This is a genomic window from Acinetobacter sp. NIOH-H-8 (assembly GCF_046635365.1).
GTDB lineage: Bacteria > Pseudomonadota > Gammaproteobacteria > Pseudomonadales > Moraxellaceae > Acinetobacter.
Genome location: NZ_JBHDVN010000002.1, coordinates 23433 through 48777 on the forward strand (window position 1 = coordinate 23433; position 25345 = coordinate 48777).

The 25345-nt window shown below is 41.1% G+C and carries 26 protein-coding genes; 16 read left to right on the forward strand and 10 right to left on the reverse strand.

All coding sequences use genetic code 11. The features are described from left to right. Positions 1-62 precede the first annotated feature (62 nt). Positions 63-1043: a GlxA family transcriptional regulator gene (locus ACEWB7_RS01530; RefSeq protein WP_312308718.1), complete on the forward strand. Its 981-nt coding sequence runs from the start codon at positions 63-65 to the stop codon at positions 1041-1043. Positions 1044-1088: 45 nt separating this feature from the next. On the opposite strand, the gene ACEWB7_RS01535 is transcribed toward ACEWB7_RS01530, so the two are convergent. The 4 genes from ACEWB7_RS01535 to ACEWB7_RS01550 all read right to left on the reverse strand — a co-directional run bounded on the left by ACEWB7_RS01535 (position 1089) and on the right by ACEWB7_RS01550 (position 3402). Next, a complete protein-coding gene (locus ACEWB7_RS01535) occupies positions 1089-1298 on the reverse strand; it encodes a hypothetical protein (protein WP_312308721.1) in 210 nt (69 codons plus the stop codon). 106 nt (positions 1299-1404) lie between these two features. Then, complete coding sequence (locus tag ACEWB7_RS01540) at positions 1405-1611, reverse strand: helix-turn-helix transcriptional regulator (protein ID WP_005235867.1); 207 nt, start codon at positions 1609-1611, stop codon at positions 1405-1407. Positions 1612-1762: 151 nt separating this feature from the next. After that, entirely contained in the window at positions 1763-2962 is a 1200-nt protein-coding gene (locus tag ACEWB7_RS01545; protein WP_312308725.1) for an MFS transporter, read from the reverse strand. Beyond that, complete coding sequence (locus ACEWB7_RS01550; protein ID WP_312157574.1) at positions 2959-3402, reverse strand: MarR family winged helix-turn-helix transcriptional regulator; 444 nt, start codon at positions 3400-3402, stop codon at positions 2959-2961. Before ACEWB7_RS01550 ends, ACEWB7_RS01545 begins: the two co-directional genes overlap by 4 nt. A 260-nt stretch (positions 3403-3662) precedes the next feature. Here ACEWB7_RS01550 and ACEWB7_RS01555 point away from each other — a divergent pair, with 260 nt between their 5' ends. Together ACEWB7_RS01555 and cydB are read left to right on the forward strand one after the other, a co-directional pair. Further along, positions 3663-5108, forward strand: coding sequence for a cytochrome ubiquinol oxidase subunit I (locus tag ACEWB7_RS01555; RefSeq protein ID WP_312308728.1), 1446 nt, complete (start codon positions 3663-3665; stop codon positions 5106-5108). Continuing rightward, positions 5105-6109 (forward strand): cytochrome d ubiquinol oxidase subunit II, encoded by a 1005-nt coding sequence (gene cydB / locus ACEWB7_RS01560; protein WP_034702762.1) that lies wholly within the window; start codon positions 5105-5107, stop codon positions 6107-6109. The genes ACEWB7_RS01555 and cydB overlap by 4 nt, the downstream gene beginning before the upstream one ends. Positions 6110-6309: 200 nt before the next feature. On the opposite strand, the gene ACEWB7_RS01565 is transcribed toward cydB, so the two are convergent. Beyond that, a complete protein-coding gene (locus tag ACEWB7_RS01565) occupies positions 6310-6927 on the reverse strand; it encodes a thermonuclease family protein (RefSeq protein ID WP_312316252.1) in 618 nt (205 codons plus the stop codon). 161 nt (positions 6928-7088) lie between these two features. Further along, entirely contained in the window at positions 7089-8006 is a 918-nt protein-coding gene (locus ACEWB7_RS01570) for a LysR family transcriptional regulator (RefSeq protein WP_312308729.1), read from the reverse strand. Positions 8007-8100: 94 nt separating this feature from the next. Here ACEWB7_RS01570 and ACEWB7_RS01575 point away from each other — a divergent pair, with 94 nt between their 5' ends. From ACEWB7_RS01575 to ACEWB7_RS01615, 9 genes are all read left to right on the forward strand, one after another. Further along, positions 8101-9342 (forward strand): acyl-CoA dehydrogenase family protein, encoded by a 1242-nt coding sequence (locus ACEWB7_RS01575; protein ID WP_312308731.1) that lies wholly within the window; start codon positions 8101-8103, stop codon positions 9340-9342. Between the two features lie 54 nt (positions 9343-9396). Continuing rightward, positions 9397-10518, forward strand: a complete 1122-nt coding sequence (locus ACEWB7_RS01580; protein ID WP_312308732.1) for a phosphotransferase family protein — start codon at positions 9397-9399, stop codon at positions 10516-10518. Then, positions 10515-11213, forward strand: a complete 699-nt coding sequence (locus ACEWB7_RS01585) for a histidine phosphatase family protein (RefSeq protein WP_312209009.1) — start codon at positions 10515-10517, stop codon at positions 11211-11213. The genes ACEWB7_RS01580 and ACEWB7_RS01585 overlap by 4 nt, the downstream gene beginning before the upstream one ends. A 52-nt stretch (positions 11214-11265) precedes the next feature. Continuing rightward, complete coding sequence (locus ACEWB7_RS01590; RefSeq protein ID WP_004785546.1) at positions 11266-12009, forward strand: SDR family oxidoreductase; 744 nt, start codon at positions 11266-11268, stop codon at positions 12007-12009. A 123-nt stretch (positions 12010-12132) separates the two neighbouring features. Then, positions 12133-12438 carry an IS630 transposase-related protein gene (locus ACEWB7_RS01595; protein WP_000122230.1) on the forward strand — a complete coding sequence of 102 codons (306 nt, stop codon included), beginning with the start codon at positions 12133-12135 and terminating at the stop codon, positions 12436-12438. A gap of 47 nt (positions 12439-12485) precedes the next feature. Next, complete coding sequence (locus tag ACEWB7_RS01600) at positions 12486-12980, forward strand: IS630 family transposase (protein ID WP_001003818.1); 495 nt, start codon at positions 12486-12488, stop codon at positions 12978-12980. Positions 12981-13308: 328 nt separating this feature from the next. Further along, positions 13309-14367 carry a fatty acid desaturase gene (locus ACEWB7_RS01605; RefSeq protein ID WP_312308734.1) on the forward strand — a complete coding sequence of 353 codons (1059 nt, stop codon included), beginning with the start codon at positions 13309-13311 and terminating at the stop codon, positions 14365-14367. A 159-nt stretch (positions 14368-14526) separates the two neighbouring features. Next, complete coding sequence (locus tag ACEWB7_RS01610; RefSeq protein ID WP_179993226.1) at positions 14527-15237, forward strand: SGNH/GDSL hydrolase family protein; 711 nt, start codon at positions 14527-14529, stop codon at positions 15235-15237. A 32-nt stretch (positions 15238-15269) separates the two neighbouring features. Continuing rightward, entirely contained in the window at positions 15270-15854 is a 585-nt protein-coding gene (locus tag ACEWB7_RS01615) for a uracil-DNA glycosylase family protein (RefSeq protein WP_034704166.1), read from the forward strand. Between the two features lie 60 nt (positions 15855-15914). Here the strand turns inward: ACEWB7_RS01615 and ACEWB7_RS01620 are convergent, their stop codons facing one another. From ACEWB7_RS01620 to ACEWB7_RS01630, 3 genes are all read right to left on the reverse strand, one after another. Further along, complete coding sequence (locus ACEWB7_RS01620) at positions 15915-16406, reverse strand: pyridoxamine 5'-phosphate oxidase family protein (protein ID WP_159122904.1); 492 nt, start codon at positions 16404-16406, stop codon at positions 15915-15917. Positions 16407-16578: 172 nt separating this feature from the next. Then, complete coding sequence (locus tag ACEWB7_RS01625; RefSeq protein ID WP_125278624.1) at positions 16579-17016, reverse strand: hypothetical protein; 438 nt, start codon at positions 17014-17016, stop codon at positions 16579-16581. Between the two features lie 263 nt (positions 17017-17279). After that, positions 17280-18833, reverse strand: coding sequence for a phospholipase D family protein (locus ACEWB7_RS01630; RefSeq protein WP_312308741.1), 1554 nt, complete (start codon positions 18831-18833; stop codon positions 17280-17282). 120 nt (positions 18834-18953) lie between these two features. On the opposite strand from ACEWB7_RS01630, the gene ACEWB7_RS01635 reads away from it, so the two are divergent. The 4 genes from ACEWB7_RS01635 to ACEWB7_RS01650 all read left to right on the forward strand — a co-directional run bounded on the left by ACEWB7_RS01635 (position 18954) and on the right by ACEWB7_RS01650 (position 23844). Continuing rightward, positions 18954-20066 carry an S-(hydroxymethyl)glutathione dehydrogenase/class III alcohol dehydrogenase gene (locus ACEWB7_RS01635; RefSeq protein ID WP_034704162.1) on the forward strand — a complete coding sequence of 371 codons (1113 nt, stop codon included), beginning with the start codon at positions 18954-18956 and terminating at the stop codon, positions 20064-20066. Positions 20067-20274: 208 nt separating this feature from the next. Next, complete coding sequence (locus ACEWB7_RS01640; RefSeq protein ID WP_034704160.1) at positions 20275-20805, forward strand: hypothetical protein; 531 nt, start codon at positions 20275-20277, stop codon at positions 20803-20805. 538 nt (positions 20806-21343) lie between these two features. Then, complete coding sequence (locus tag ACEWB7_RS01645) at positions 21344-22393, forward strand: 3-deoxy-7-phosphoheptulonate synthase (RefSeq protein ID WP_312316263.1); 1050 nt, start codon at positions 21344-21346, stop codon at positions 22391-22393. A gap of 254 nt (positions 22394-22647) precedes the next feature. Further along, positions 22648-23844 (forward strand): PilT/PilU family type 4a pilus ATPase, encoded by a 1197-nt coding sequence (locus ACEWB7_RS01650; RefSeq protein WP_312316266.1) that lies wholly within the window; start codon positions 22648-22650, stop codon positions 23842-23844. A gap of 75 nt (positions 23845-23919) precedes the next feature. Here the strand turns inward: ACEWB7_RS01650 and ACEWB7_RS01655 are convergent, their stop codons facing one another. Further along, a complete protein-coding gene (locus tag ACEWB7_RS01655; protein WP_312316269.1) occupies positions 23920-25095 on the reverse strand; it encodes an MFS transporter in 1176 nt (391 codons plus the stop codon). Positions 25096-25345: the final 250 nt, after the last annotated feature.

The window sequence follows — 25345 nt, forward strand, 5'->3', positions numbered from 1 at the left end:
TTTTATCAAGGAGGATTGTCAATAATGACATGAAACAGGTTAAAAGCGACAAATAGAAAAATATGCAACAGGTAGTGATTTTAGGCTTTGATGGTGCTTTGGCTTCAGCAATTACAGGTGTGGTCGATTTATTTGCCATGGCTGGCGTGAGCTGGAACCGGATTCAGCAGCAGGATGTACAACGCCTGTTTAAAGTGAGAATCGCCAGTCCAGATGGACAACCAATTCGTTGTATTAATGGTCTGGAATTACCAGCCCATTGTGCATATCAAGAGATTCAAACAGCAGATATTCTGGTAGTGCCGACCATCGCCGCACCTATACAAGAAGTGCTAGATCAAAACCCAGCTTTGATTCAGTTTTTAACTTCTGCTCATGCACAATCCACCTTAATCGCTGGAAACTGCACCGGGAATTTCTTTCTGGCAGAAGCTGGTATTTTAGATGGTCGTGTGGCGACAACGCATTGGGGCTTTCAGGACATGTTTCGTGCACGTTATCCTCAGGTCAAACTCAATGCCGATCTGATGATTAGCCGGGATCAGAATATTTACTGTGCAGGTGGAGGCTTGGCCTGGTTTGACTTAGGCTTGCATCTGATTGAACGTTTCTATGGTTTTGAAGTTGCCATGCAATCTGCCAAATCCTTTGTGATTGATTATCGACGCGATAGCCAACTCTCTTATTCATTAATGAAGATCGGTCAACCACATCATGATGAACTGGTGCAAAAAGTTCAGGACTGGTTAGAGCAGCATTTTCATGAAGAATTTACTTTGAATGCGCTGGCAGAACGTTTTAATGTCACGACTCGCACTTTAATCCGACATTTTAAGCAGGCGCTAAATATTGCACCGAACCAGTATCTGCAAGCGATTCGTATTGAAGCGGCACGCAAACGTCTTGAGGAAACCGATCAGGCAATAGATCTGATTATGCAAAATGTCGGCTATCAGGATCCAAGTTCATTTCGGCGTTTATTTTATAAAAAAACAGGGTTAACACCCTTAGAGTATCGCCGTCGTTTTAGTCGACGTTTCTAGATTTTGACAAAAAGAGAGATTCGAAAATCTCTCTTGGTATACATATTAGCTAAAGATGTCTTTACGTAAATAATGCGTATAAATGGTTGAGGCGATGCTTTGCAGGAAGCCGGTGAACATGATCCAGTAAATGAAAACTTCACGTTCTAACCATTTTAGTCCGAAGCCATCAAATCCGATGATGATTAAAAAGGCTGAACTAATCCCCAAAAATAAAATGTTATAGGATAATGATTTCTGCTTTAATAAAATCATTGTTCCTCTTTCGTCTTTGGCTTCCTGTGAGCACTCAAAGCGTATTTTATATATTTCACAGCAACCACAATACTTAAAATACTAGCCATCAATAACCAATATAGTGTCATGTTTCTTCCTCAGCATAACTAAACAGTTCCTCAATCGTGGTTTCAAGCACATTTGCTAACTTGAATGCCAGTATCAAGGAAGGGTTGTACTTCTCTTTTTCTAATGCAGCAATCGTTTGGCGGCTGACTGCTACTGCATCAGCAAGCTGTTGTTGTGTCCAACGTTTTTTAGCACGGAACACGATGATGTCATTCTTTAACATGTCTTTACTCCAACATCATTCAAAATGTAATATATATTTAACATTGTGTAAACTATATATTTCATAATGATGAAAATAAGCGTCATTTAAAAAGGTTGAGATATAAAAAACGGGCTTGATGCCCGTTTAAAAAAGTATTGAATCAACTCGTTTAAGCTTTGACTGAGGTCGATTTAACCTTGCGGCCATGCAGCAGGTAATACCAGATTAGACAGCTAAAGGTAAGCAATGCAGAGAATAGATAAAGCTGACGATAACCCACCTGATCCAGCAGCATACCGAGGAAATAAGGTCCGAAACCAAGACCGGCATCTAGCGCAATAAAGAAAGTTGAGGTGGCCAGACCCATCCGTTGCAAGGTGGTACTTTTCACGGCAATAGTCTGACACACTGACTGAATATTACCGAAACCAAAACCTAATAACGCGGCACTCGCCAGTAACATCACAGAGTTTTGTGCCTGACTCAGCATCAGAATACCTACTGCCATAATCACGATTGCAGGGTAGATAATGATGTTTTCACCTTTACGGTCCATTAATGGGCCAGTAAAAGGACGCGACAGCAGAATGGCAAAGGCATACATCAGGAAGAAGAAAGAGGCTGCTTCGACCAGATTGATGTCCTTGGCATAGAAGTGAATAAAGGACAATACGCCTGAATAACAGGTAGCCACCAGCAGGACAATCACTGCAATCGGCAAGGCATTCGGCTCTACATATTGAGCGAGCTTACTGGCAGATTGTGGAACAGATGAAGTTGATGTACCACTCGCTTTAAGACGCGGCGGCTGGATAAACAGACCGCAGATCAGGCAGCTGAGCGCCACGATAGTGGTGAAGATAAAAATCACCTGATAATTAAAATTCGTCATCAGCCAGATCCCGACAAAAGGACCAATCGCTGTACCGAGCGTACTGCTCATACTGAAATAGCCAATTCCCTCACCACGTCGTGTTGCCGGAATGGTTTGCGCAATTACTGTGCCGAGTACAGTAGAGGCCATACCCATCATAAAGCCGTGTATCAGACGAATACCCAATAACATTTCTAGTTTGGCCGGAATCATATAAAGTCCGGAAAATAGCAAAAAGCCAGTCAGGCCAATCACCAGGGTATTTTTCAGTCCTAGACGATTCAGCAATTTCCCAATAAATAAGCGTCCAATTAGCGTTCCGACAATAAACAGACCGGATACCAGACCGGCTTGTGCAGTCGATGCTCCCAGTTCAGCGACCGAGAAACCGACAATCACAATCACCAGCAGGTAAAATACCAAAACGAGCTGGAAATTAACCAGACTGACCAGGACGAAATTAGGGGTCCATAAGCGGGCTTGATCTTGGCTCATTGTGGTGTTTCCTGAGATGAAGGGTGTAATTGCTGAATCAGCTGTACCAAAGTGTTTTTACTGCTTTGTAGATCATCTGCGCCAATCTGTTGCAGTAACTGATCTTCAAAAGCATCAATCTGTTTGGAACACAGGTTAAAGGTTTTAACCCCTTGCTCGCTGAGCTTAAATAATTTTTGACGTTTATCTTCGGTTTCGATCTGGCAGATTAAGTCGAGTTCACTTAAATGCTGGATGCGTTTGGTAATGCTTGGTTTTGAAACATTTAAATAGCTTGAAATATCAACCAGCGTGCATTGCTGTTGGGATTGAATGGTATAGAGTACTTGCCATAAGGAATAATTAAGTTGGGAGGATAATAAAATAGTATTGATTTCATCACTCATGAGTCGTGCGCAACGCAGCAACAGTGAACGAAATCTGGAAGAGGGTTGAAACATATAGTTAACCTGGCTAACTAAATTGTGCCTAATTTACGCCTCTTTATTCAATTAAACAAGAGGGAAATTTTGAAAATTTCTGCATGGATAACGTTCTTCTGACTAAGTTGTTACAAGTCCTTAACCTGATTAAAAAACAATCAACAAAAGACTACATACTTTTAAGAATGATTCAGCCTAAGCTACCTAAGCACTAGAAAAATCCATCACTTAATAACTGAAGGGCAGATATGCCAAATAACACTGCATAGGTGAAGTTTATGACTCTGGGTTTAACTGCATTAGAGTTAGCACGAATACAGTTCGCCTTTACTGTATCTTTTCATATTATCTTTCCTGCAATTTCAATCGGATTAGCAAGTTTTTTGGCTATTCTGGAATGGCGCTGGTTAAAGACTAAAAATCCGATTTTTCAGGATCTGTTCAAGTTTTGGGTCAAAATTTTCGCCGTCGCATTTGGTATGGGCGTCGTATCCGGTGTGGTAATGAGCTATCAGTTCGGAACCAACTGGAGTGAGTTTTCCCGGGTCGCTGGAAGTGTGACGGGGCCCTTGCTGGCTTATGAAGTTTTAACTGCGTTCTTTTTAGAAGCCGGATTCCTGGGCATCATGCTCTTTGGCTGGGATCGGGTTGGCCCACGAGCACACTTTTTCTCCACTTTAATGGTCGCAGTCGGCACCTGTATTTCCATGTTCTGGATTTTATCTTCCAATAGCTGGATGCAGACCCCTCAAGGTTTTGCGATTGAAAATGGCCTGATCGTCCCGCAAGACTGGGTAGCGATCGTATTTAACCCGTCTTTTCCTTATCGTTTGGCTCATATGGCAATGGCCGCCTTTCTGGTCTCCGCCTTACTTGTAGCCTCAACAGCGGCATGGCATCTGATCAAGGGCCGTCGCGATCCTTTAGTCAAAACTTCGTTTTCCATGGCCATGTGGCTAATTCTGGCACTTGCACCTTTACAGATTTTTGTGGGGGATATGCATGGTCTGAATACACTTGAACATCAGCCAGCCAAACTGGCCGCGATGGAAGGCCATTGGGAAACCAATCATGATGAAGGAATGCCTTTATACCTGTTTGGGATTCCAGACATGCAAGCTGAAGAAACCAAATATGCCATTGGTATTCCTAAATTGGGTAGCCTGATTCTAACGCATTCTATGGATGGAAAAGTCACGGGGCTTAAAGATTTTGCGCCTGAAGATCGACCCAATTCACTGGTCGTGTTCTGGAGTTTCCGGATCATGGTCGGGATGGGTATGTTGATGCTCTTGCTTGCATTATGGGGGCTATGGTCACGTACCCGAGGACATTTTTATGAGTCACGTGGTCTGCATCGGTTTGCACTCATTATGGGTCCATCCGGATTTCTTGCCATGTTGGCAGGATGGTTTACCACAGAAGTTGGCCGTCAGCCTTGGGTCGTTTACGGCATCATGCGGACCAAGGATGCATTATCACCAGTATCTGCTGAACAGGTTGGTTTGACCTTGATTATCTTTGTGGTGGTGTACTGCGTCGTTTTTGGCGTGGGAATTTTCTACATGTTGCGCCTTATGCATAGAGGTCCAGAGTTTATTCATTCCAGACCACACCATGAATCGGATAGTGATGTGGTTCAGGCTTCTCGTCGACCATTGAGCAGTATTCGCGAACGTATTGAAGAGGTTCCTGAACATCCGGATCAGGAGGATAAAAAATGATTGATTTATCATTAATTTGGATTGCGATTATTGGCTTGGGTGTGCTGGTCTATACCATTCTCGATGGTTTCGATCTGGGCATTGGCATTCTATTTCCATTCTTCCCGCATCAGGATGAACGCGATGTCATGATGAATACGGTCGCTCCGGTCTGGGATGGTAATGAAACCTGGATGGTGCTAGGGGGCGCCGGATTATTTGCTGCCTTTCCCTTAGCTTATTCGACGGTACTCTCAGCGCTATATATGCCTATTATCCTGATGGTGATCGCCTTGATTTTTCGTGGTGTCGCTTTTGAGTTCCGTTTTAAGGCGAATAAAAGTAAACACTGGTGGGATAAAGCCTTTATAGGTGGGTCGATCGTCACCAGTTTCTTGCAAGGAATGATTCTGGGTGCATATATTCAGGGAATTGAAACGCGAAATGGTGTCTATGTGGGTGGTGGTCTGGACTGGCTTAGCCCATTCAGTATCTTTACCGGAGTCAGTGTTGTGGTGCTATATGCAGCATTAGGATGTGGCTGGCTCATTTATAAAACCGGTGATGATTTACAGGATCGCATGTTTAAACTGATGCCGAAGCTGATTATAGCTTTATTGATTATTCTAGGCGCTGTTAGCGTTTATACGCCGTTGACCCATCCGCAAATTGCGGAGCGCTGGTTCAGTCAGCCACAATTCACCTACTTTATGCCCGTACCGATCTTGGTCATATTGTTTACTTGGCTAGCCTTACGCGCTTGTAAAAGACGCAGTGAACTAGGTCCATTTTCCTATATGCTGGTGCTGGTATTCCTGGCATATACCGGTTTTCTGATTAGTCTGTGGCCATATATTATTCCGCCATCAGTCACGATCTGGCAGGCAGCGGCACATGAAAATAGCCAGTTATTTGCCTTGATTGGAGCCTTGATCCTGATTCCGATTATCGTGATTTATACCTGTATGTCCTATTGGGTATTCCGACACAAGGTGCGTGTTGGTGATGATGGTTATCATTAAGGAGCAGGCATGACACGCAAACAGATAGTATGGTTTGTAGGCTTATGGCTTGCAGGTTTTTTGACACTAGCACTTATTGCAGGAGCATTCCGCTTTCTGGTGCATTTGGCCTATTAGGTCATAATATAAACTGAATAAAGAAAAGGGATTTGTTATCACAAATCCCTTTTTTATATGCTAATTTTTTGATTTTTAAAAAGTCAAGATGAGGCTTTGATCTGTTTACGATACACACTTGGACGGACAGGGCGGCTGTTTTTCCATAACCCTTTTTTCTGCTTTTTGGCTTTATTCTGTAGCTCCATCATATAGCGTAAATGGTTTTTATCCCGGATATATTCTTCATAGACCCATGCCGCACCACGTTTCACCATCTCTTCATTGATATTCTTGCGATAACGATAGACCACACCGACACAGCGACCATATCGGTCAATATCCGTAATTTGTACCCGAATCATTTTATTTTTAACCATACTTTGAACCAGACGTAGCGATTCCTTGCCATAGGCCTGTGAAGATTCAGGCGCATCGACATAGGCAAAGCGCAGTTTGGTCTCAGAGCGACGGATATTAAAACGGTAGCAGGTGAGGGTATCGCCATCACTGACAGCACTTACCCGGCACCAGTATTTCTTGCCTTTCTTAAAGGGGCGAAATAGGTCCTTTAAATACACCGTAATTTTATGCAGCAAATAATAAGAAAAACACAGAAGTACGAAGCCCAGCACAATTTGCCAGGTGGTGGAGAGATGTAACAAGGGCAAGATCCAAATCAGCAAAAACAGCCGCATAAACACAGCTAAAAGTTGAGCCATTTTAGATCAAAGCCACTCCGCATAGGGCTTAAAAAGCCATCAATCAGTGTTTAGTTTTGTACCGATAAAATAGCCTAAGCACTATCAAATTAGGCCAATCTCAATCCTAAAACCTGATAATAAAAATAGCCTAAGCAAGTTTAAATTATCTCATAAATAGCCTAAGCAAATATTTTATAAATTTCATTTCTCAAAAATTGATGTCTTTTATTCTCCTGCAAATCTTTATGCCAATACATCCCCATATTAATTTTCGGCAGTTCTACAGGAACGTCAAAAATATTCAGACAGTTTGCTAACTGTAGATGAGTCAAAACATTTTTAGGAATTGTCAGCATGGCAGTCTTTTGCTGTTCCAGAATTTGCAGGGCTGTGGAATAGTGCTGACAACGTAAAAAAATCTGTCGGGAATAATGTTTTCGACTTAAATATATATCTTCAACTAAAACTCCCGTACGGCGTGAGGAAACGCCAATATGAGGTGAGGCCAGATAAATCTGTTCATTCATTTCTGTTCGTTGTGTACAGACCACGAATTCATCCTGTACCAGTCGTTCAAACTGAATTTTTTCACTAATACTTTGCTCCAGATCAATAACAAAATCGACCTGTTGAGAGGCGAGATCTGCAGCAATATTTTTACGGTCGAGTTTCATGCTACTCAGTTGAAGATCCAGGTTAATTTTTTGGAAATGTTGAACCAGTTTAGGAAAGATCATGGGTTCAATTTCGTCATGTACAGCAATTTTTAAGCTATGAATCGATTCCGGTCTGAATTGCTGATGCTGCATCGAAATATTCTGAATCGCAAAAAGTGCATTTTTAATTTCAGGATAGATCTGATCTGCAAACGGCGTAGATTGCATCTTGCTACCGGTTCGCACAAATAAATCATCCTGTAAATGCTGTCTTAAACGTTGTAAAGCATGGCTGGCTGCTGACTGGCTTATCGATAGAATTTGCGCAGCTTTAGAAATACTATTTTGTTCGTAAATGGCAATAAAAAGTGGATAAAGATTAATATCAATACGATGAAAATTTCGTAAATCCATGACGGTTTTTGAATGAATACTATGCATACTACTATATGGAATTAAATCATTTTATTCATAATATGTTTTGGGTTAAGGTGTTGTAAAGCGTATGAATTAGAATATTCAGAGGGATAAAGCAATGTTTGAGCTGTCAGCACGTGCACAGGATTATTTAAATAGAACAAAAAAGTTTATTACTGATGAAATTGAACCTGTCGAGGCTGATTTCTGGCATCAGGTGCATCAACTGAATCAAGGTGGCGACTGGACCAAATGGCAATGGCCGGCAGAACTTGAAACATTGAAAGATAAAGCCAAAGCGGCAGGTCTCTGGAATATGTTTTTGCCTTGTCCAGAATTAGGTCAGGGATTATCCGTTCAGGAATATGCGCATATCGCTGAACTTTCTGGGCGAAGCCTGATTGCACCTACCGTCTTTAACTGTAATGCGCCAGATAGCGGCAATATGGAAGTATTGTGGCGCTATGGTTCTGAAGAACAAAAACAGCAATGGTTGATGCCACTTCTGGAAGGGAAAATTCGTTCAGTCTTCTGTATGACTGAACCTGCAGTGGCTTCAAGTGATGCTACCAATATGCAGGCAACGGCGGTGGTTGAAGATGATGAAATTGTTTTGAATGGTCGTAAATGGTGGTCTTCAGGTTTGGGTGATCCAAATGCCAAAATCATCATCTTTATGGCACATACACCAGATGAATCCAAAGACCGTCATCATCAGCATTCCATGGTTTTAGTTCCAGTCGATACTGCAGGCGTAAAAATCGAACGGATGCTTCCAGTCTTTGGTGACTATGATGCGCCACATGGCCACGGCGAAGTCAGCTTTGATAATGTTCGTGTTCCAGTTTCGAATTTTATTGGCGGTGCAGGTCAAGGCTTTGAAATTGCCCAAGGGCGTTTAGGGCCAGGCCGTATTCACCATTGTATGCGTTGCATCGGTGCTGCTGAAAAATCATTCGAGTTGATGATTGACCGGGGTATGAGTCGTACCGCATTTGGTAAAGAGATTTTAAAACTGGGTGGTAATTTGGAACGTGTCGCAGAAGCACGTGTGGCGATCGATCAGGCTCGATTATTAACCTTGTATGCTGCCTATAAAATGGATACTTTAGGGAATATGGCAGCATTGACTGAAATTTCTGCAATTAAAGTCGTTGCGCCAAGTGTGCTGGAAAAAGTTGTGGATATGGCGATTCAAATCCACGGCGGTGCGGGTGTTTCTCGTGATACACCGCTGACCGGATTCTTTGCCCAAGCCCGTGCCTTACGTCTGGCTGATGGTCCAGATGAAGTGCATAAAGGCATGATTGCCAAACTGGAGCTAGCAAAACGTGGTTATAGCACACGTCGTAAAAAATAAGCTGGCTTTATATATAGAACATTGAAACGTATTAGAAGATTTTAAGGAAAAATTATGGCGGTCATTGATGTAGGTGGATCAGTTCGTGAAGGTGAGGAACTGGATGTACAGGCCATCACAGATTGGTTAAATCAACAAGGAGTAAATGTAGAAGGTCCTTTAGAGCTTACCCAATATTCAGGTGGAGCTTCAAACTGGACTTATCGTTTGCAATATGCCAATGCCGATTTAATTCTACGTCGTCCGCCTCAAGGGACTAAAGCTAAATCTGCACATGACATGGTACGTGAATATCACGTACAAAAAGCCTTGGCTGAACATTATCCAGTCGTACCTGAAATGGTGGCACTCTGTCAGGATGAATCAGTCATTGGCTGTGACTTCTATGTGATGAAACGCATTGAAGGTATTATTCCACGCGCCAAATTGCCGCCTGAATTGCAACTAAGTGAATCAGATATCCAGACTTTATGTATTAATGTGATTGATAAGCTGATCGAACTACACCAAGTTCCTTATACAGGTACAGAACTGGAAAAACTGGGCAAGGGTGAAGGCTATTGCCGTCGTCAGGTAGAAGGCTGGGATGCACGTTATGAAAAAGCCAAAACATTAAATGTTCCATCTTTTAAATATGTACGTAACTGGCTGAAAGATAATATTCCATCTGATTCTAAAACCTGTGTCATTCACAATGACTGGCGTTTTGATAATGTCATTCTGGATCCAGAGAATCCAACTGAAGTTATTGGGGTTCTGGACTGGGAAATGGCCACCCTGGGTGATCCGCTGATGGACTTGGGTTCTGCCTTGGCTTATTGGGTAGAAGATACGGACAATGCCATTTTTAAAGCAACACGTCGCCAGCCGACCAATTTAAAAGGTATGTTTACCCGTAAAGAAGTGGTGGATTACTATCTGGAGAAAACCGGTCTGCAACCGGAAAACTGGACATTTTATGAAGTGTTTGGGATTTTCCGTCTCTCGGTGATTGCCCAGCAGATCTATTACCGTTATTACCACAAACAAACCAATAATCCGGCCTTTAAGGATTTTTGGGTAGTGATTCATGCCTTGCATATTCGTGCCTTAAAACTGATTGGTTTACAAAAGCTGGAAGCCAATGACATTGCACAAAAATATATCCTGAAATTTAAAGAGTTAATGCCAAAATGACTACCATTTACTTGATCCGGCATGGACAGGCATCTTTCGGGGCAGCCAGTTATGATCAGCTTTCGCCAAATGGGGAACTACAGGCAAAATTGCTCGGTCGTTATTTTGATGAAATTCTGAAAGAAGCACCATATGTAGTGGCTGGTTCCATGCAACGTCATCAACAAACGGCGCAGTTATCTCTAGATGAATGTTTTCCTGAAAGCGAGATCTTGACCGATAGTGCCTGGAATGAGTTTAATCATCAGCAGGTCTTTGCCCGTTATGAACCGCGTTTTAATCAGCCAGAACTGCTGAAGCAGGATGTCTCAGAACATGCCAATCCGCGAGACTATTTGAGCAAAATCTTTAGTGGAGCGATTGCTCGATGGACCTGTGATGATTATCACCACGAATATGATGAATCCTGGCCCAATTTTAAAAGCCGTGTAGAAACCGGTTTGCAAAATTTATGTGACCAGCTTGCGCAAACTAAACCGCGCTATGCAATCGTGTATACCTCGGGTGGTGTCATCTCTGTGACGGTAGGCAAAATCCTAGGTCTGAGTCCGGAGAAAACTTTCGCTTTAAACTGGGCAATTACCAATACCAGTATTACTACATTGCGTCTGGTCGGAAATGAACCTCAGCTACTCAGCTTGAACGAACATCATTTTATTAAAGCACAGCGTCCAGACCTGCTAACCTGGATTTAAAAATTATTGAAGATAAAACACCTTAGAAAAAATAAAGGGATAGGGTAAAAACATGGCTAAAACGATTTTAATTACTGGTGCAAGTTCAGGGATTGGTGCCGGTATGGCACGTGAATTTGCAAAAAAAGGGTATAACTTGGCGATTTGTGCACGTCGTCTGGAACGTTTGGAAACTTTGAAGCAGGAACTCGAAAGCCAATATGATATTAAAGTCATTGCTAAAACACTGGATGTGACCAATTATGATCAGGTTTTTGAGGTTTTCCGTGCCTTTAAAGAGGACTTTGGCACCATTGACCGGATTATTGTCAATGCCGGTGTAGGTGAAGGCCGCCGGATTGGTAAAGGTAATTTTGCGATTAATAAAGCTACTGTTGAAACTAACTTTATTTCTGCATTGGCACAATGTGAAGCTGCAGTGGAAATTTTCCGCGCACAAAACTCCGGTCATCTGGTAATGATTTCATCGATGAGCGCAATGCGTGGTATGCCAAAACACTTGACCGCTTATGGTGCAAGTAAGGCTGGGGTTGCCCATCTGGCTGAAGGCATTCGTGCTGAACTAATTGATACACCAATTAAAGTTACGACCATTTTCCCAGGCTATATTCGTACTGAAATTAATGAAGGCGCGAAAAAATTACCATTTGAAGTGGATGAGAAAACGGGTTCACGTTTATTGGCAGAAGAAATTGAGAAAGCGCCAGTCAAAGCCTATGTACCGAAATGGCCTTGGTTGCCACTCGGTCTGGCAATGAAAGTATTGCCGCTAAAATTAGTCAATAAATTAGGTTAAAACTTCAATTTAAAAAAGCTCCATTCGGGGCTTTTTTACTTTTTAGTATTCAAAATTTTGGATAAAAGTAGGTAGGATAATTCTGGTATAGTCAAATCATTATAAAACCAATACAATGGTGCAATGAGTTATTCAGAACATTTTAGACGTAAAATTTTAGCTAAGCTTGAGGAAGGTTATTCTATTCGAGCAGTAGCTGCACAATTTGAAATTAATAAAAATACCATTGTTGAATGGAAGAAACGTATAGAGATTAAAAAAACTCGTGTACGTAAACCTTCTAAAATTAACGATGATGCTTTACGTGAAGATGTTGAAAAGTATCCTGATGCTTATCAATATGAACGTGCTGCACGTTTTAATTGTGGTGTTTCATCTATTGGTGCTGCATTAAAGCGCTTAAATATTACAGTTAAAAAAAGACGTTAAGCCATCCTAAAGCAGATACAAAGCTTAGGGATAAATTTATTCTGCAAGTGAATGAATTAGAAAAAAACCATCCGATTATTTATCTGGATGAAAGTGGTTTTAAGTCACATGATTACAGACCTCATGGCTACTCACGAAAAGGAGTACCCTGTCTAGGGCAATATAATTGGCAATTAAAGAATCAGACCAATGCCATTGGAGCAATCCATAAAGGGTATTTATTTTCAGTCGGTTTATTTGACTGCAAAATCAATTCAGATGTTTTTCATTTTTGGATTGAGCAATTCCTCATACCAGCATTACCAGAAAATAGTGTAGTGGTTATGGATAATGCAGCATTTCATAAAAGAGCAGATATTCAGGAGTTATTGGAACAACAAGGGCATAAAATTCTTTGGCTTCCTGCATACAGCCCTGATTTAAATCCTATAGAACAGATGTGGGCATGGGTTAAACGTAAGCGTAAAGAATGGTTGATCGACTCAGTCGATGAGTTATTTCGAGTTTTTTTCGAATCTTGTATGAATAATAAAGTAGTTTGACTATATCGGATCTAAAGGTATTATAAATTATTAAAATAATTAGTTAATTCACTAAAAGTCATTAACACTTTGATGATGAATAAATTTTATTTATATATAAAAATTAAAATTCTATCAGAATAGAAATAATTAAATTTTTAAGAAGAGAATTTTTAGACGACAAGTTTTATAGAAAATACTCCTTATTTTTCTGCTTTATTCTTGATCTTGAAAAAATTACTAAAACTGCCCAAAACTTGGACATACTCGCTGCGAAAGTGGAAAGATAACTTCTCTTTTTTATAAATTCCTTTAATGTACAACTGTTCAGAAATCAAAGGTTGTCCATATGTCTACATCTTCGGATATGACTGACCAACAGCGAATCTCTAAGGTCAGAAATATCGTTACACAGGCCGGGGAAGAAATACGTACCCGTTATCCTATACTTAAACATCAGAATTTCATTGGTGTGAGTATTTTAGGTTTTGCCTGGACGGGGATGATCGCATGCGCATTGGCATATGGATATGGTTATCTTTCTGCGTGGTTCACCATTCCCCTAATTGCAATTTTTGCTTCACTGACACATGAATTAGAACATGACCTGATTCATTATATGTATTTCAAAAAAACACCTTGGGCACATCATTTAATGTTGGCTTTAGTGTGGCTGGCTCGTCCAAATACGATTAGTCCATGGGCTCGCCGACGCATGCATTTGCATCATCATAAATATTCAGGCACTGAATATGATCTTGAAGAACGTGGCATCAGTAATGGTATGCCATGGGGGATTCGCCGCATACTAGTGATAAGTGACCAGTTGATGTCGGTCTATTTACGTCCTTTTCAGATGTTTAAAATGATTCATCTTTTTATGGAAAAACAGCCTGAAAAAGAACGTAAAGTTGCCATGATTTCTCAGCTATTAGGCTTCTTGCCATTAAGCTTGATTTATTATGGTCTGTGCTATTTATTTGTAGTCTTTCATGTAGGCAATGCCGTTGCACCAATCTTTGGTTATGAAATGCTTTGGTCGGAAAGTATCATCGAAGCTATGCCGCTCGTGAATTTCTTGGCAGTAATTTGGATCATTCCGAATTTTATCCGTTCTTTTAGCCTGCAATTCGTTAGCTCCAATATGCATTATTATGGTGATATTGATCCACGCGATGTCATCAAGCAGACTCAGGTACTGAATCCATGGTGGATGGTGCCATTCCAGTTATTTTGCTGTAATTTCGGTTCAACTCATGCGATCCATCATTTTGTGGTCAAAGAACCCTTTTATATACGTCAGTTGACCTCTAAAACGGCGCATAAAGTCATGAAAGAAGTGGGTGTACGCTTTAATGATATTGGGACGTTCAAGCGCATGAACCGCTGGAATGATCATAAAGTTTGATATATTAGCCACATTAAAAAAATCCCGTTAAACGCCGGGATTTTTTTATTTTGCTAGTTAAAGTTACGTGAATATTCATTAAAAATGACTGCTGAGGTATTACTCGTAATCCATAAATTGCAGTAAAATTAATCATATCTTTATATAAATTAGTCCATTATGTTGCTCAAAGCTGCCACTATCGCCTTAATTCCCACGCTCGTAATTCAGGGTAACCGTGTCAAAAAAAATACGATAAAACTTCCAGAACCAGAGGGTGCACGTGAAGGTCAAACAGGAACAGGCAAAAAACTTTCATTACTGATTGTGGGTGATTCAGCAGCAGCAGGGGTCGGGGTAGATCATCAGAATGATGCCTTACTTGGCGCGATTCTGAATGAGCTAAAAAATGACTTTGAAATTGAATGGAAGTTACAGGCAAAAACGGGCGATACCACCTCAAAGGTCATTCGTACTTTAGACCAGATTGAAGCTAAATCCTATGATGTGGTCGTGACTTCAGTCGGCGTGAATGATGTGACTAAGCTCATGCCTGCCGATGTCTGGATCAAGAAGCAGGAACAGTTTTATGGCAAAATCCAGCAAAAGTTTAATCCAAAACTGGTCATTGCAGCCGGTGTCCCTCCAATGAACATGTTCCCAGCTTTACCGAATCCTTTGGCCTGGTTATTTGGTCAATATGCCAAACATATGAACCAACAACTGGAAAAATTTGTGAACAAGCAGATCAACATGCAATGGATTGAATACGATATTGAAAAATATCGGGCCATGAATTTACAAATGGCCAAAGATGGTTTTCATCCAAGTAAGGAAGTTTATACACTTTGGGGACAAGAAGTCGCTAGCAAGATCCGTCAGGCATTCTAAAATAACTGAAATACCTGAATCTGGAACAGTTTATGTCGGATATTGAAACCCATCCATTACCGCCATTTTTACCGCCCAATGCCAAATTACTGATGTTGGGCAGTTTTCCGCCACCCGCAACGCGCTGGAAAATGAATTTTTATTATCCGAATTACCAAAATGATATGTGGCGGATATTTGGGTTAATTTTCTTTAAAAATAAAGATTACTTTTTGGACTTACCTAATAAAAAATTTCAGGAACATCTAATCCGTGAGTTTCTAACTGAAACGGGGATTGCGATTTTTGACAGTGCTTATCAGATCCGACGCCTGAAGGGAAATGCTTCCGATAAATTTCTAGAAATTGTAGTGCCAACCAATTTGCAGGATCTATTAGGGAAAATGCCGGACTGCAACCACATCATGACTACAGGCGACAAGGCCACAGATACTTTGATGCTCTCTATGCCTGAAGGTACGTTGAAACCCGGTATAGGTGAGCCAACACAGGCACATTTTCTTGGCCGTGACCTGTATCTATACCGGATGCCATCTTCATCCCGGGCTTATCCTTTGGCTCTGGATAAGAAAGCAGATAGTTACCGGATGATGTTCGAGCATGTCGGTCTAATTTGAGTTATGAATAAATATAAATATTAAGTATATTTATGAAATAAGCTTACTTTTAGAAAGTTTTTAAGTATTTTCTACCTGCATATTGGGATATTCGACCCAGCGATAATCCTTAACTTTAATATCCCGAACATGATGAAAGCTGGACCAGATCAGTTTGCTACCTTTACTCCATTTTAATGTAGAGATACGAGATTCAACTTTCTCAATCTCTTCCGCTGTTGCAGGACGTAAAGAGCCAATCTCTGCATATAAACGTACACCGGGATAATGCTTAAATTTTCCCTTGAACATGGAACTTAACCAGAACAGTTTGCTGCTATTCACAGCCTGAATGCAGGCAAGTGGCTGATGCTGTAAATTTTCAGAGAAGGTGGTGGAGTAAGTATCAAAAAAGAAACCTGTACTAGACTGCTGATCCAGAAAGACAGTTCCGATCGGAGTAATACTAGGAAAGCCTCGGGGATTGACGGTTGCGATCGAACAATGCATTGCTGCACGCTGCGCATCTGCAACAACTTGACGGATATTTTGCCATTCAGAAGGGGAAATCATGATGTTTTCTCTTTATTATTTTAATCAAGCTTAATCTGTATGTCTAAAATAGGCATTGCCATAAAAATATTCAGGCAAGGGCAATTTAACCAATTAAATATATTAGGTAAATTCCCTGTAAACGAAAAAGAGCCGATATGGCTCTTTCAAATTTTAGAAATGGAAAAATGAATTAACCATCATATTCCACATAATCCCACAGGTTTAAGCGCGCTTTAATTTCTTTGCGGATATTCGGCAACATCGGGAGTAATGTCCCGTCAATCCATAAACTTAAAGCCTGTGCAGAAATCAGTTGCTGTTGTTCATCGACCAGTTGCGCGCCTTTAACCATCACCAGTGTTTCTTCAGAAGCTTCGGTTTCAACACCTTTGAATAGCACCTGTAATTCATAACCGGTATCCTGAATCAGCCATTCCAGTTCGACCTGGATATTCTGATTAGATTTAAGTACGACCTGACCTTCGACCAAGTCCGAATCAGACAGGCAGTCATGTTCAACCCGTATTTTGGCTAAAAACCATTCTTGTTGAGACAGATCCTGCAAGGTCTTAACAGGGGTGAGAATATCACTGAGTTTAAACTGACGACTTAAATCAAAAAATTGCATGGGAGTGGAAAGCGAAAATTCGCAAAATACTGGAAAAGTGTAATTTTAGAGCAATCAACGGAATAGGTAAAACCTTTGTAGGTATTGATCTGATTAATGTATAAGAAATAAGCTGAAAAATATAAGTAGAAAAACTCGATTTAGAGATTTAGTCAATTTTATATTGTTCAGCTTATTACCAATAAAGATCTAAAATATCTAAAGCCAACTATCAATTAAGGAAAAACCACACTAAATGTAATTTGATCGCAATGTATCTGTCATTACATTAACCATTCTCCCGGGAATTTCGCCACCAGATTCATCATATAACGCTGGAATTGTGTTGTTTCAGGGTCATGATTATGCTGAATCACTGAACCATTTTTTTGATGTTCCAGCCAAATGATCTCGCCCTGTTTATTTAACTTAAGTTGATAAGCCATTCTGGGTAAATACTGGTTTAAGGACTTGGTAATTTCATCTTGGAGCTGATCAGATTCAATCACCAGACCGACTTCAGTGTTTAAATATGCAGAACGTGGATCGAAGTTAAAGGAACCAATAAATACCATGCCATCCAGATCAAAGAATTTGGCATGCAAACTGGAGCTGTTCTTATTTTTGGCCGGAATAATATTACCGGTCATAATTTCATACCAGGTCCGTTTTGGTCGTTCAATATAGGGTTTAAATTCCCAGAGCTCAATTCCATTTGTGAGGAGCTGTTTACGGTATTGCTGATAATAGGCATGAACCAAAGCAACATCATTTGCCTGGAACGAATTGGTTAAAATTCTGATTTTGACACCCTGTTGGGCACGTTTACTTAAATAATCCGCACCTTCCTGAGTAGGAATGAAATAAGAAGAAACCAGTTCCAGATGGTCTTTGGGCTCACCCATAAGTTCCAGCATATGAGTATAAATATAATCACCATTCTGGGCGCTACGACGGACCTTGGAAGGGGCGTCGGCAACAAAATAGGCATTTCCCCATTTAATCGGGCGCTTTCTCAGCTGTTCATCAATCTGCTGTTCCGCAATACCGACTCGACGTCTTAGTTCATTTTTATCGACTTCATCTTCTTTAAATTCTGTTCTCAACCGTTTTAAAAGTTGTGGATTACCTGAATCATTCAAAACTTGTCGGATGTCATAGCTTAGATCATCGTTCCAGAATTTGATAAAGGTCTGATTCGCATCGTGTGCTGGTTTTCCGGCAAAGAAAATATCAACATCGCTAAACTGAAAGTCTTCACTGGCATCAAAATATTCACTACTGATATTCCGACCACCTGTGACCGCTGCCGTACCATCCGCAATAATCAGTTTATTATGCATGCGCGGATTAACATATTTCATACGAAATCCGTAATCAAGGGCACGCAAATGACGGAATTTATAAGGATTAAATAGTCTGACTTCGAAATTAGGGTGTTGGGCTAAGGCCAGCAGCTTATCATCCAGTTGAGTTCCGTTCTGGTCATCAATCTGAACCCGAACCTTCACGCCACGGTCTGCGGCTTTTAATAATTGGGAGAGGATCATGTTGCCAATATAGTCATCTTTCCAGATGTAATATTGTAGGTCGAGATGGTATTTGGCTTGATTAATCAGATATAACCTTGCCGCCATACTCATAAAACCGTCATATAAAGGCAGATAAGCCGTTTTCCCTTCCTGAATCTGTGGTAGTTGTTCCTCTCTGATCCAGTGGGCCGATTGTACCGGAGTAATGGCTTCGTCTTTTGCTGTATTGGGAGCTAATTCACAGCCAGAAATAGTCAGACTAAAAACAAAAATACTTAAACATGTAATTGACGAGGGCTTAGTCATTGATGTTCCATTAGTTATAGGGGTTTTATTCCTCAACTAGTGATGTTAATGGTTGAATCTCTGAATAGAAAGAGGTTACTGTTAACCATCTGTAAATCAGTAATAAAAGGATCGTTTTACATGAAATCACGTGCAGCGGTTGCATTTGGCCCAGGTCAGCCATTAGAAATTGTGGAAGTAGATGTTGCTCCACCAAAAGCAGGTGAAGTACTGGTAAAAATTAGCCATACAGGCGTATGTCATACCGATGCATTTACCTTATCTGGTGATGATCCGGAAGGCGTATTTCCAGCCATTTTAGGCCATGAAGGCGCGGGTGTGGTCGTTGAGGTAGGTGAAGGCGTGACGAGTCTGAAACCGGGTGATCATGTGATTCCACTTTACACGGCAGAATGTGGTGAATGTCTGTTCTGTAAATCGGGTAAGACCAACCTGTGTGTAGCGGTTCGTGCGACTCAGGGTAAAGGTGTAATGCCAGATGGAACTACCCGTTTTTCTTATAATGGCCAACCGATTTATCATTATATGGGCTGTTCAACGTTCTCTGAATATACAGTCGTTGCAGAAGTTTCTCTAGCGAAAATTAACCCTGAAGCTAACCATGAGCAAGTGTGTTTATTAGGCTGTGGCGTGACTACAGGTATTGGTGCAGTACATAACACTGCTAAAGTACAGGAAGGCGATAGCGTCGCTGTATTTGGCTTAGGCGGTATTGGTCTTGCAGTTGTACAAGGTGCTCGCCAGGCCAAAGCCGGCCGTATTATTGCCGTGGATACCAATCCAGATAAATTCGAACTGGCTAAACAGTTTGGCGCTACTGATTTTGTGAATCCAAAAGACTATGACAAGCCAATTCAGCAAGTGATTGTGGAAATGACCGGTTGGGGCGTAGACCACTCTTTTGAATGTATTGGTAATGTCGACGTAATGCGTTCAGCACTAGAATGTGCACACCGTGGCTGGGGTCAGTCTGTGATTATTGGCGTAGCAGGTGCAGGTAAAGAAATCTCAACTCGTCCATTCCAGCTAGTCACAGGCCGTAAATGGATGGGTACGGCATTTGGTGGTGTTAAGGGCCGTTCTCAATTACCGGGCATGGTTGAGCAGGCCATGAAAGGCGAAATTCAATTAGAACCATTTGTGACACATACGATGCCATTAGATCAGATCAATGAAGCTTTTGACCTGATGCATGAAGGTAAATCAATTCGTACAGTCATTCATTTTGACTAAGCTGTTTTAATCTAAAAAAGACCGGTACCAATCCGGTCTTTTTTATGCGGCTTTCACTTGATTCAAGATACATTAGTGCATGAAAGCCTCACAGAGAGTCACTGAAACAACACACGCCTGCTAATGTCATTACATGCCAGATGCTTATATTAAATAGGACGTATGAAAATACGTGATAAAACCATTTTAAAGAATAAGGATAAGCTCTATGTCGAATGATAATTTTGATCGTGATGTAATTAAGAATGCGCCTAAAGATGTCCGCGATGATTTAAATGCTGATCCAATTACTGGTGAACCTGGTGCTCATCCTGTGGGTACAGGTGTTGGTGCTGCAGGTGGCGCAGCGGCAGGTGCAGCGGTCGGTGCAGCAGGCGGTCCGGTCGGTGCAGCAGTAGGCGGTGTTGTTGGGGCAGTGGTCGGTGGTCTGGCAGGTAAAGGCGTAGGCGAAGCTGTGAACCCGACTGAAGAAGCAGCGTTCTGGCGAGATAATGCCGTTGAAACCCCTTATTATTCAGATGCCCGTACCACGTATAGCGATTTAGATTACGATCGTGACTATGATGCGGCCTATCGTGTCGGTTATGAAAACCGTGGAGCATATGATGCCAATACCCGTTTTGAAGATGTAGAAAGCGATCTGAAAGTAAAATGGGAACAGGCAAAAGGCCAGTCACGTCTGAACTGGGAACAGGCAAAATTTGCAGTACGTGATGCATGGAATCGCGTAACCCGTTAATTGCAAATGCCAAAACCAAGATCTAATATGCTCTTGGTTTTAAGGAAATGGGCAAAGTCTGCTGACCGTCACGACTTTGTCCATTATTAATATCTGAAAGGTTAGAATTCTAGGGTGATAAGTAAAAGTATAAATACTGATAAATATTTTTTTATATTTACTACTTGTCAAAACTGGATAGAGCGCGTATTTTAATTTCAGATTCACATTTTTATGAAAGACATAAACATGTTAAAGCAACCTATCATTTCAAACGCTTATTTTTATTTCTGGCAGTTTAGATAATTGCCTGAATGCGTTTGGGCAATGAAAAGGTTGCCCACCAGTTAATACCTGATCGGCAACCCTGATCAGGTTTTTTTATGCATGTGATTTAACAATTTTTTGGAGACAGCCATGACAAACTTTAACTATTCATACTTTAGTAACTTTTATTGGTCTTACTTTAGCCAGCTAATGACGCTTTCGACATCTTCGATTAGACCCATAACGCTCAAATAAAAGTTTGGACTGATTGCCAGTCCCAGGATTTAAAGTCATGAATATTGCACATACATCACAACAACATCAAACAGAAACCATTTTAGCTTTACCACAGCAGCTTAAGCAGCAATTGCCACTGTCTCCGCAATTGGCTGCACAAATCGCTGAACAGCGTCAAATTATTCAAAATATTTTAGAGGGTAAAGATCACCGTTTAATGGTGATTACCGGACCATGTTCCATTCATGATGAAGCTTCCGCACTGGAATATGCAGAAAAATTAAAACAGCTTCAGGAACAGGTTTCTGATCAAATTTTCCTGGTTATGCGGGCTTATATTGAAAAACCACGTACCACCGTAGGCTGGAAAGGCTTCCTGTATGACCCAGAACTCGATGACTCATCCAATATTCAATTGGGTCTGGAAAAATCTCGTGCACTGTACCTAAAACTGATTGGCATGGGTCTGCCGATTGCCTCAGAGGTATTAAGTCCAATGGCGACAGCGTATTTCGATGATCTATTGGCATGGGGTGCGATTGGCGCGCGTACCAGTGAATCACAAATTCACCGTGAAATTTCCAGCCATATGCCGTACAGCATTGGTTTCAAAAATGGGACAGATGGTTCGATTCAAATTGCTCTTGATGCTATTCAGTCAGCTTCCAATCCACATCAGTTCATGGGCATGAGCCAATCGGGTCTGCCGTGTATCCTGAGCTCAAAAGGGAATCCAAAAGCACATTTGATCCTGCGTGGTTCAAATAGTGGTCCGAACTACCAGTTGTCTGAAATTGAAAAAATTAAAGCGAAACACTCAACCGATTTGCCGGCCCTGGTTATTGATTGCAGTCATGGCAATAGTTCAAAAAACCCAATGCTACAACCTGAAGTGCTGGAGCAGATCGTCGCTGAACGTTTGCACAGCAATGTGCGGGGTGTAATGCTCGAAAGTCATTTGGTTGATGGCAATCAGAAAATCTCTGAAGATATGGTTTACGGCCAGTCAGTGACTGATGGATGTCTGGGCTGGACAAAAACCGAGCAATTATTGTTAAATATGGCTGATTCACTGCGATGCGAAAGTTTAAAGCGTAGCGCTTAAACTCACGATCTTATCTTTCCTCAATTCGTTGAGGAAAGATATTATGATCGGATATGGTTGTTCAGAAGTATTTTTCTAAATGCTGAAAGCAACAATTCGATATTTTGAAAATTAAAACAATGAGTATTAAAACGATTTTAAAAAATTCATAAAAAATAATTAATTTAAAAAATAAACAATAACAATAATTTATTAGAGGTCAGCCTGATACTGTTTTTAAACAGCGGATGAGTAATGATCCCGGGAAGCTTGCTATGTATACAACTGAATTGCTCGATGAAGCACGTAAATTTATGCACCATATGCTGACCAAAGTCGTTGAATATGGTGGTTCCGATCTTTTTATTACAGCTGATTTCCCGCCCAGTATCAAACAGCAAGGGTTAATGAAACCGTTTGGCCAGCAGAAACTCACAGCCGATAAGACCCGTTTGTTTGCTTATGCCTTGATGAATGAGCGACAGATTCAGGAATTTGAATCGGTGATGGAATGCAATTTTAGTATTAGCATCCCGGGCGTGTCGCGTTTCCGGGTTAATGTCTTCCAGCAACAGCACAATGTAGGCATGGTGATTCGGGTCATTACGACAGATATTCCAAGCTTTGAGCAGTTAGGCTTACCAGCTTCATTGCAACAGGTCATCATGCAGAAACGTGGTTTGGTGCTGGTAGTTGGTGCAACGTGTGTCGGGAAATCGACTACATTAGCAGCTATGATTGATTATCGTAATACGCATACTGAAGGGCATATTATTACGATCGAAGACCCGGTGGAATATGTCTATCAGCATAAAAAGTCGATGATCACCCAGCGTGAAATTGGTGTAGATTGCGTTTCCTGGCACAATGCACTGATTAATACCATGCGGCAGGCACCTGACGTTATCGTGATTGGCGAAATCAGGGATACAGACAGTATGGAGCATGCAATTGCCTTTGCTGAATCTGGCCATTTATGTCTTGCAACACTCCATTCTAATAATGCCGATCAGGCACTGGACCGGATTATTAACTTCTTTCCAGAAGAACGCCGTAATCAGTTACTGCTAGATTTATCAGCTAATATCAAAGCCGTGATTTCTCAGCGTCTGATTCGTACTCAGGATGGAAAAGGGCGTCGGGCTGCAATTGAAATCATGTTAAATACACCTTTGATTTCTGATCTGATTCTAAAAGGTGAGTTTCATGAGCTGAAAGCCATTATGGGCAAATCTCGTGAACTGGGCATGCAGACTTTCGATCAGGCCTTATTTGACCTGTATAACGAGGGTGCGATTTCTTATGAGGAAGCATTGCGTAATGCTGATTCGACTAATGAATTACGTTTACAGATCAAGCTGAAAAGCAACCGCCAGGATAATCCTGCTGCTGGAGAAGCAACACAATTCACGATGATGCAAGAACCGAAAGCTGAAGAAAAAGAACAAGAAAATACTTCAGCATCTGAATAAATACATCTTCGTGTCAGAATTAAAACAGGCAGTTCATCTGCCTGTTTTTTTATTATATTTAGATATTAACTTGTATTAGGCAGTCTTAACTTGAACGACCAGTTTAAAGTAAACAATACTGCATAAGGTGAGTAAACTACAGAGAATAAAGGCGAACTGATAACTATAAGTCGCAATAAGCGCCCCAATCAGTAGCGAACCGACCGCAATTCCTACATCATAGAAGGTATAAAAGGTCGAAGTCGCATAACCAATCCGGTGTTTCGGTGCACGTTGAATGGCCAGTGTTTGAATGCAAGGTTGTGCGCTGCCAAAACCGACACCAATCAATACCGCAGCCAGTAAGAATCCCCACAAAGTCTGAATCTGACTGAGTAAAAAGAGTCCTAAGCTAAAGATGAGTAGCGCAGGATAAATCACATATTGTGGGCCTTTGCGGTCGTAAATTTTTCCGGTAATCGGGCGCAAACTCATCATGGAAATAGCGAATACGACAAAGAATAAACTGGCATAAGCCATCAGATTTTTACTGGCAGCAAAAGGCGCGATAAAAGACATGATACTGGCATAAGAGAAGGAAGTCAGAGCAGCGAGTACCGCAACAGGCAGCGCTTTCTTTTCTACAACATCAGACAACGCCAGTCCTTTTTTCTCAGGAATAGTTTGAATGATGTTCTCAAACTCTTTGACCGGAATCATTAAGCAGAAAGCAAATCCGATAAAAACTAATGCAATCAGCAATGTTGTGATCTGAAAATAAGACCAGTATTCAATCAGACTTAAGCCAATCAGTGGCCCTAAAACAATGCCCAGATTGACTGACATAACGTAATAGCCCATGCCTTCGCCTTTACGCTGCTCTGGAATAAACTGATTCACCACAGGAACACAGACGGTAGTCAAAATACTAAACCAGATCCCATGCAAAAAACGGATGATAAATAAGGTCATCAGCTGATCGGCAAGCAAGTAGGCTAGGGAAAATAGACTGAAAAAGATTCCAGAAACAATCAAGGTTTTACGGATACCCAATTTCTCAATAATCAGGCCGCTAAATGGTCGTACAGCAATCGCTGAAATCATGAACAAGGTCATGGCCAGACCAGCTTGGGCTAAGTTTCCGCCTAATTCTTTCAGGATATAAATCGGTAAAATCGTGGTTTGTGCAAAATAGAAAATAAATAAAAACAGGTTATTGGCCAGACACAGCACAAAAGGCTTGGTCCATAAAGGCAATAGATTGGATTTCATAATTTTCCTAAATTGATCTATAGGGAAATGCTGCGGTGAACATGAATATTATTTTTATAAAGCAGCCTGAGCTATCTGATGCGAGTGATAGCAGGTACAGCAAAGACTTTAAGAAAAATGTGTGAAAAATACAATAAAATTCCGATATAAATACATTGTATTTGATGGTGAGCTTTAAATACGAAGTTTTCAATGCGTAAAAAAATCAGCCCGCAGGCTGATTCTTATTTTTCCATACTAAATCAAAGTA

Excerpts from the sequence above, each read along its gene's own strand:
- ACEWB7_RS01610 (WP_179993226.1), top strand. The coding sequence starts at position 14,527 with ATGTTGCTCAAAGCTGCCACTATCGCCTTAATTCCCACGCTCGTAATT.
- ACEWB7_RS01540 (WP_005235867.1), bottom strand. The coding sequence starts at position 1,611 with ATGTTAAAGAATGACATCATCGTGTTCCGTGCTAAAAAACGTTGGACA.
- ACEWB7_RS01530 (WP_312308718.1), top strand. The coding sequence starts at position 63 with ATGCAACAGGTAGTGATTTTAGGCTTTGATGGTGCTTTGGCTTCAGCA.
- ACEWB7_RS01640 (WP_034704160.1), top strand. The coding sequence starts at position 20,275 with ATGTCGAATGATAATTTTGATCGTGATGTAATTAAGAATGCGCCTAAA.
- ACEWB7_RS01650 (WP_312316266.1), top strand. The coding sequence starts at position 22,648 with ATGTATACAACTGAATTGCTCGATGAAGCACGTAAATTTATGCACCAT.
- ACEWB7_RS01565 (WP_312316252.1), bottom strand. The coding sequence starts at position 6,927 with ATGGCTCAACTTTTAGCTGTGTTTATGCGGCTGTTTTTGCTGATTTGG.
- ACEWB7_RS01630 (WP_312308741.1), bottom strand. The coding sequence starts at position 18,833 with ATGACTAAGCCCTCGTCAATTACATGTTTAAGTATTTTTGTTTTTAGT.
- ACEWB7_RS01595 (WP_000122230.1), top strand. The coding sequence starts at position 12,133 with ATGAGTTATTCAGAACATTTTAGACGTAAAATTTTAGCTAAGCTTGAG.
- ACEWB7_RS01615 (WP_034704166.1), top strand. The coding sequence starts at position 15,270 with ATGTCGGATATTGAAACCCATCCATTACCGCCATTTTTACCGCCCAAT.
- ACEWB7_RS01555 (WP_312308728.1), top strand. The coding sequence starts at position 3,663 with ATGACTCTGGGTTTAACTGCATTAGAGTTAGCACGAATACAGTTCGCC.
- ACEWB7_RS01645 (WP_312316263.1), top strand. The coding sequence starts at position 21,344 with ATGAATATTGCACATACATCACAACAACATCAAACAGAAACCATTTTA.
- ACEWB7_RS01655 (WP_312316269.1), bottom strand. The coding sequence starts at position 25,095 with ATGAAATCCAATCTATTGCCTTTATGGACCAAGCCTTTTGTGCTGTGT.
- ACEWB7_RS01635 (WP_034704162.1), top strand. The coding sequence starts at position 18,954 with ATGAAATCACGTGCAGCGGTTGCATTTGGCCCAGGTCAGCCATTAGAA.
- ACEWB7_RS01605 (WP_312308734.1), top strand. The coding sequence starts at position 13,309 with ATGTCTACATCTTCGGATATGACTGACCAACAGCGAATCTCTAAGGTC.
- ACEWB7_RS01575 (WP_312308731.1), top strand. The coding sequence starts at position 8,101 with ATGTTTGAGCTGTCAGCACGTGCACAGGATTATTTAAATAGAACAAAA.
- ACEWB7_RS01580 (WP_312308732.1), top strand. The coding sequence starts at position 9,397 with ATGGCGGTCATTGATGTAGGTGGATCAGTTCGTGAAGGTGAGGAACTG.
- ACEWB7_RS01620 (WP_159122904.1), bottom strand. The coding sequence starts at position 16,406 with ATGATTTCCCCTTCTGAATGGCAAAATATCCGTCAAGTTGTTGCAGAT.
- ACEWB7_RS01570 (WP_312308729.1), bottom strand. The coding sequence starts at position 8,006 with ATGCATAGTATTCATTCAAAAACCGTCATGGATTTACGAAATTTTCAT.
- ACEWB7_RS01545 (WP_312308725.1), bottom strand. The coding sequence starts at position 2,962 with ATGAGCCAAGATCAAGCCCGCTTATGGACCCCTAATTTCGTCCTGGTC.
- ACEWB7_RS01590 (WP_004785546.1), top strand. The coding sequence starts at position 11,266 with ATGGCTAAAACGATTTTAATTACTGGTGCAAGTTCAGGGATTGGTGCC.
- ACEWB7_RS01625 (WP_125278624.1), bottom strand. The coding sequence starts at position 17,016 with ATGCAATTTTTTGATTTAAGTCGTCAGTTTAAACTCAGTGATATTCTC.
- cydB (WP_034702762.1), top strand. The coding sequence starts at position 5,105 with ATGATTGATTTATCATTAATTTGGATTGCGATTATTGGCTTGGGTGTG.
- ACEWB7_RS01535 (WP_312308721.1), bottom strand. The coding sequence starts at position 1,298 with ATGATTTTATTAAAGCAGAAATCATTATCCTATAACATTTTATTTTTG.
- ACEWB7_RS01585 (WP_312209009.1), top strand. The coding sequence starts at position 10,515 with ATGACTACCATTTACTTGATCCGGCATGGACAGGCATCTTTCGGGGCA.
- ACEWB7_RS01550 (WP_312157574.1), bottom strand. The coding sequence starts at position 3,402 with ATGTTTCAACCCTCTTCCAGATTTCGTTCACTGTTGCTGCGTTGCGCA.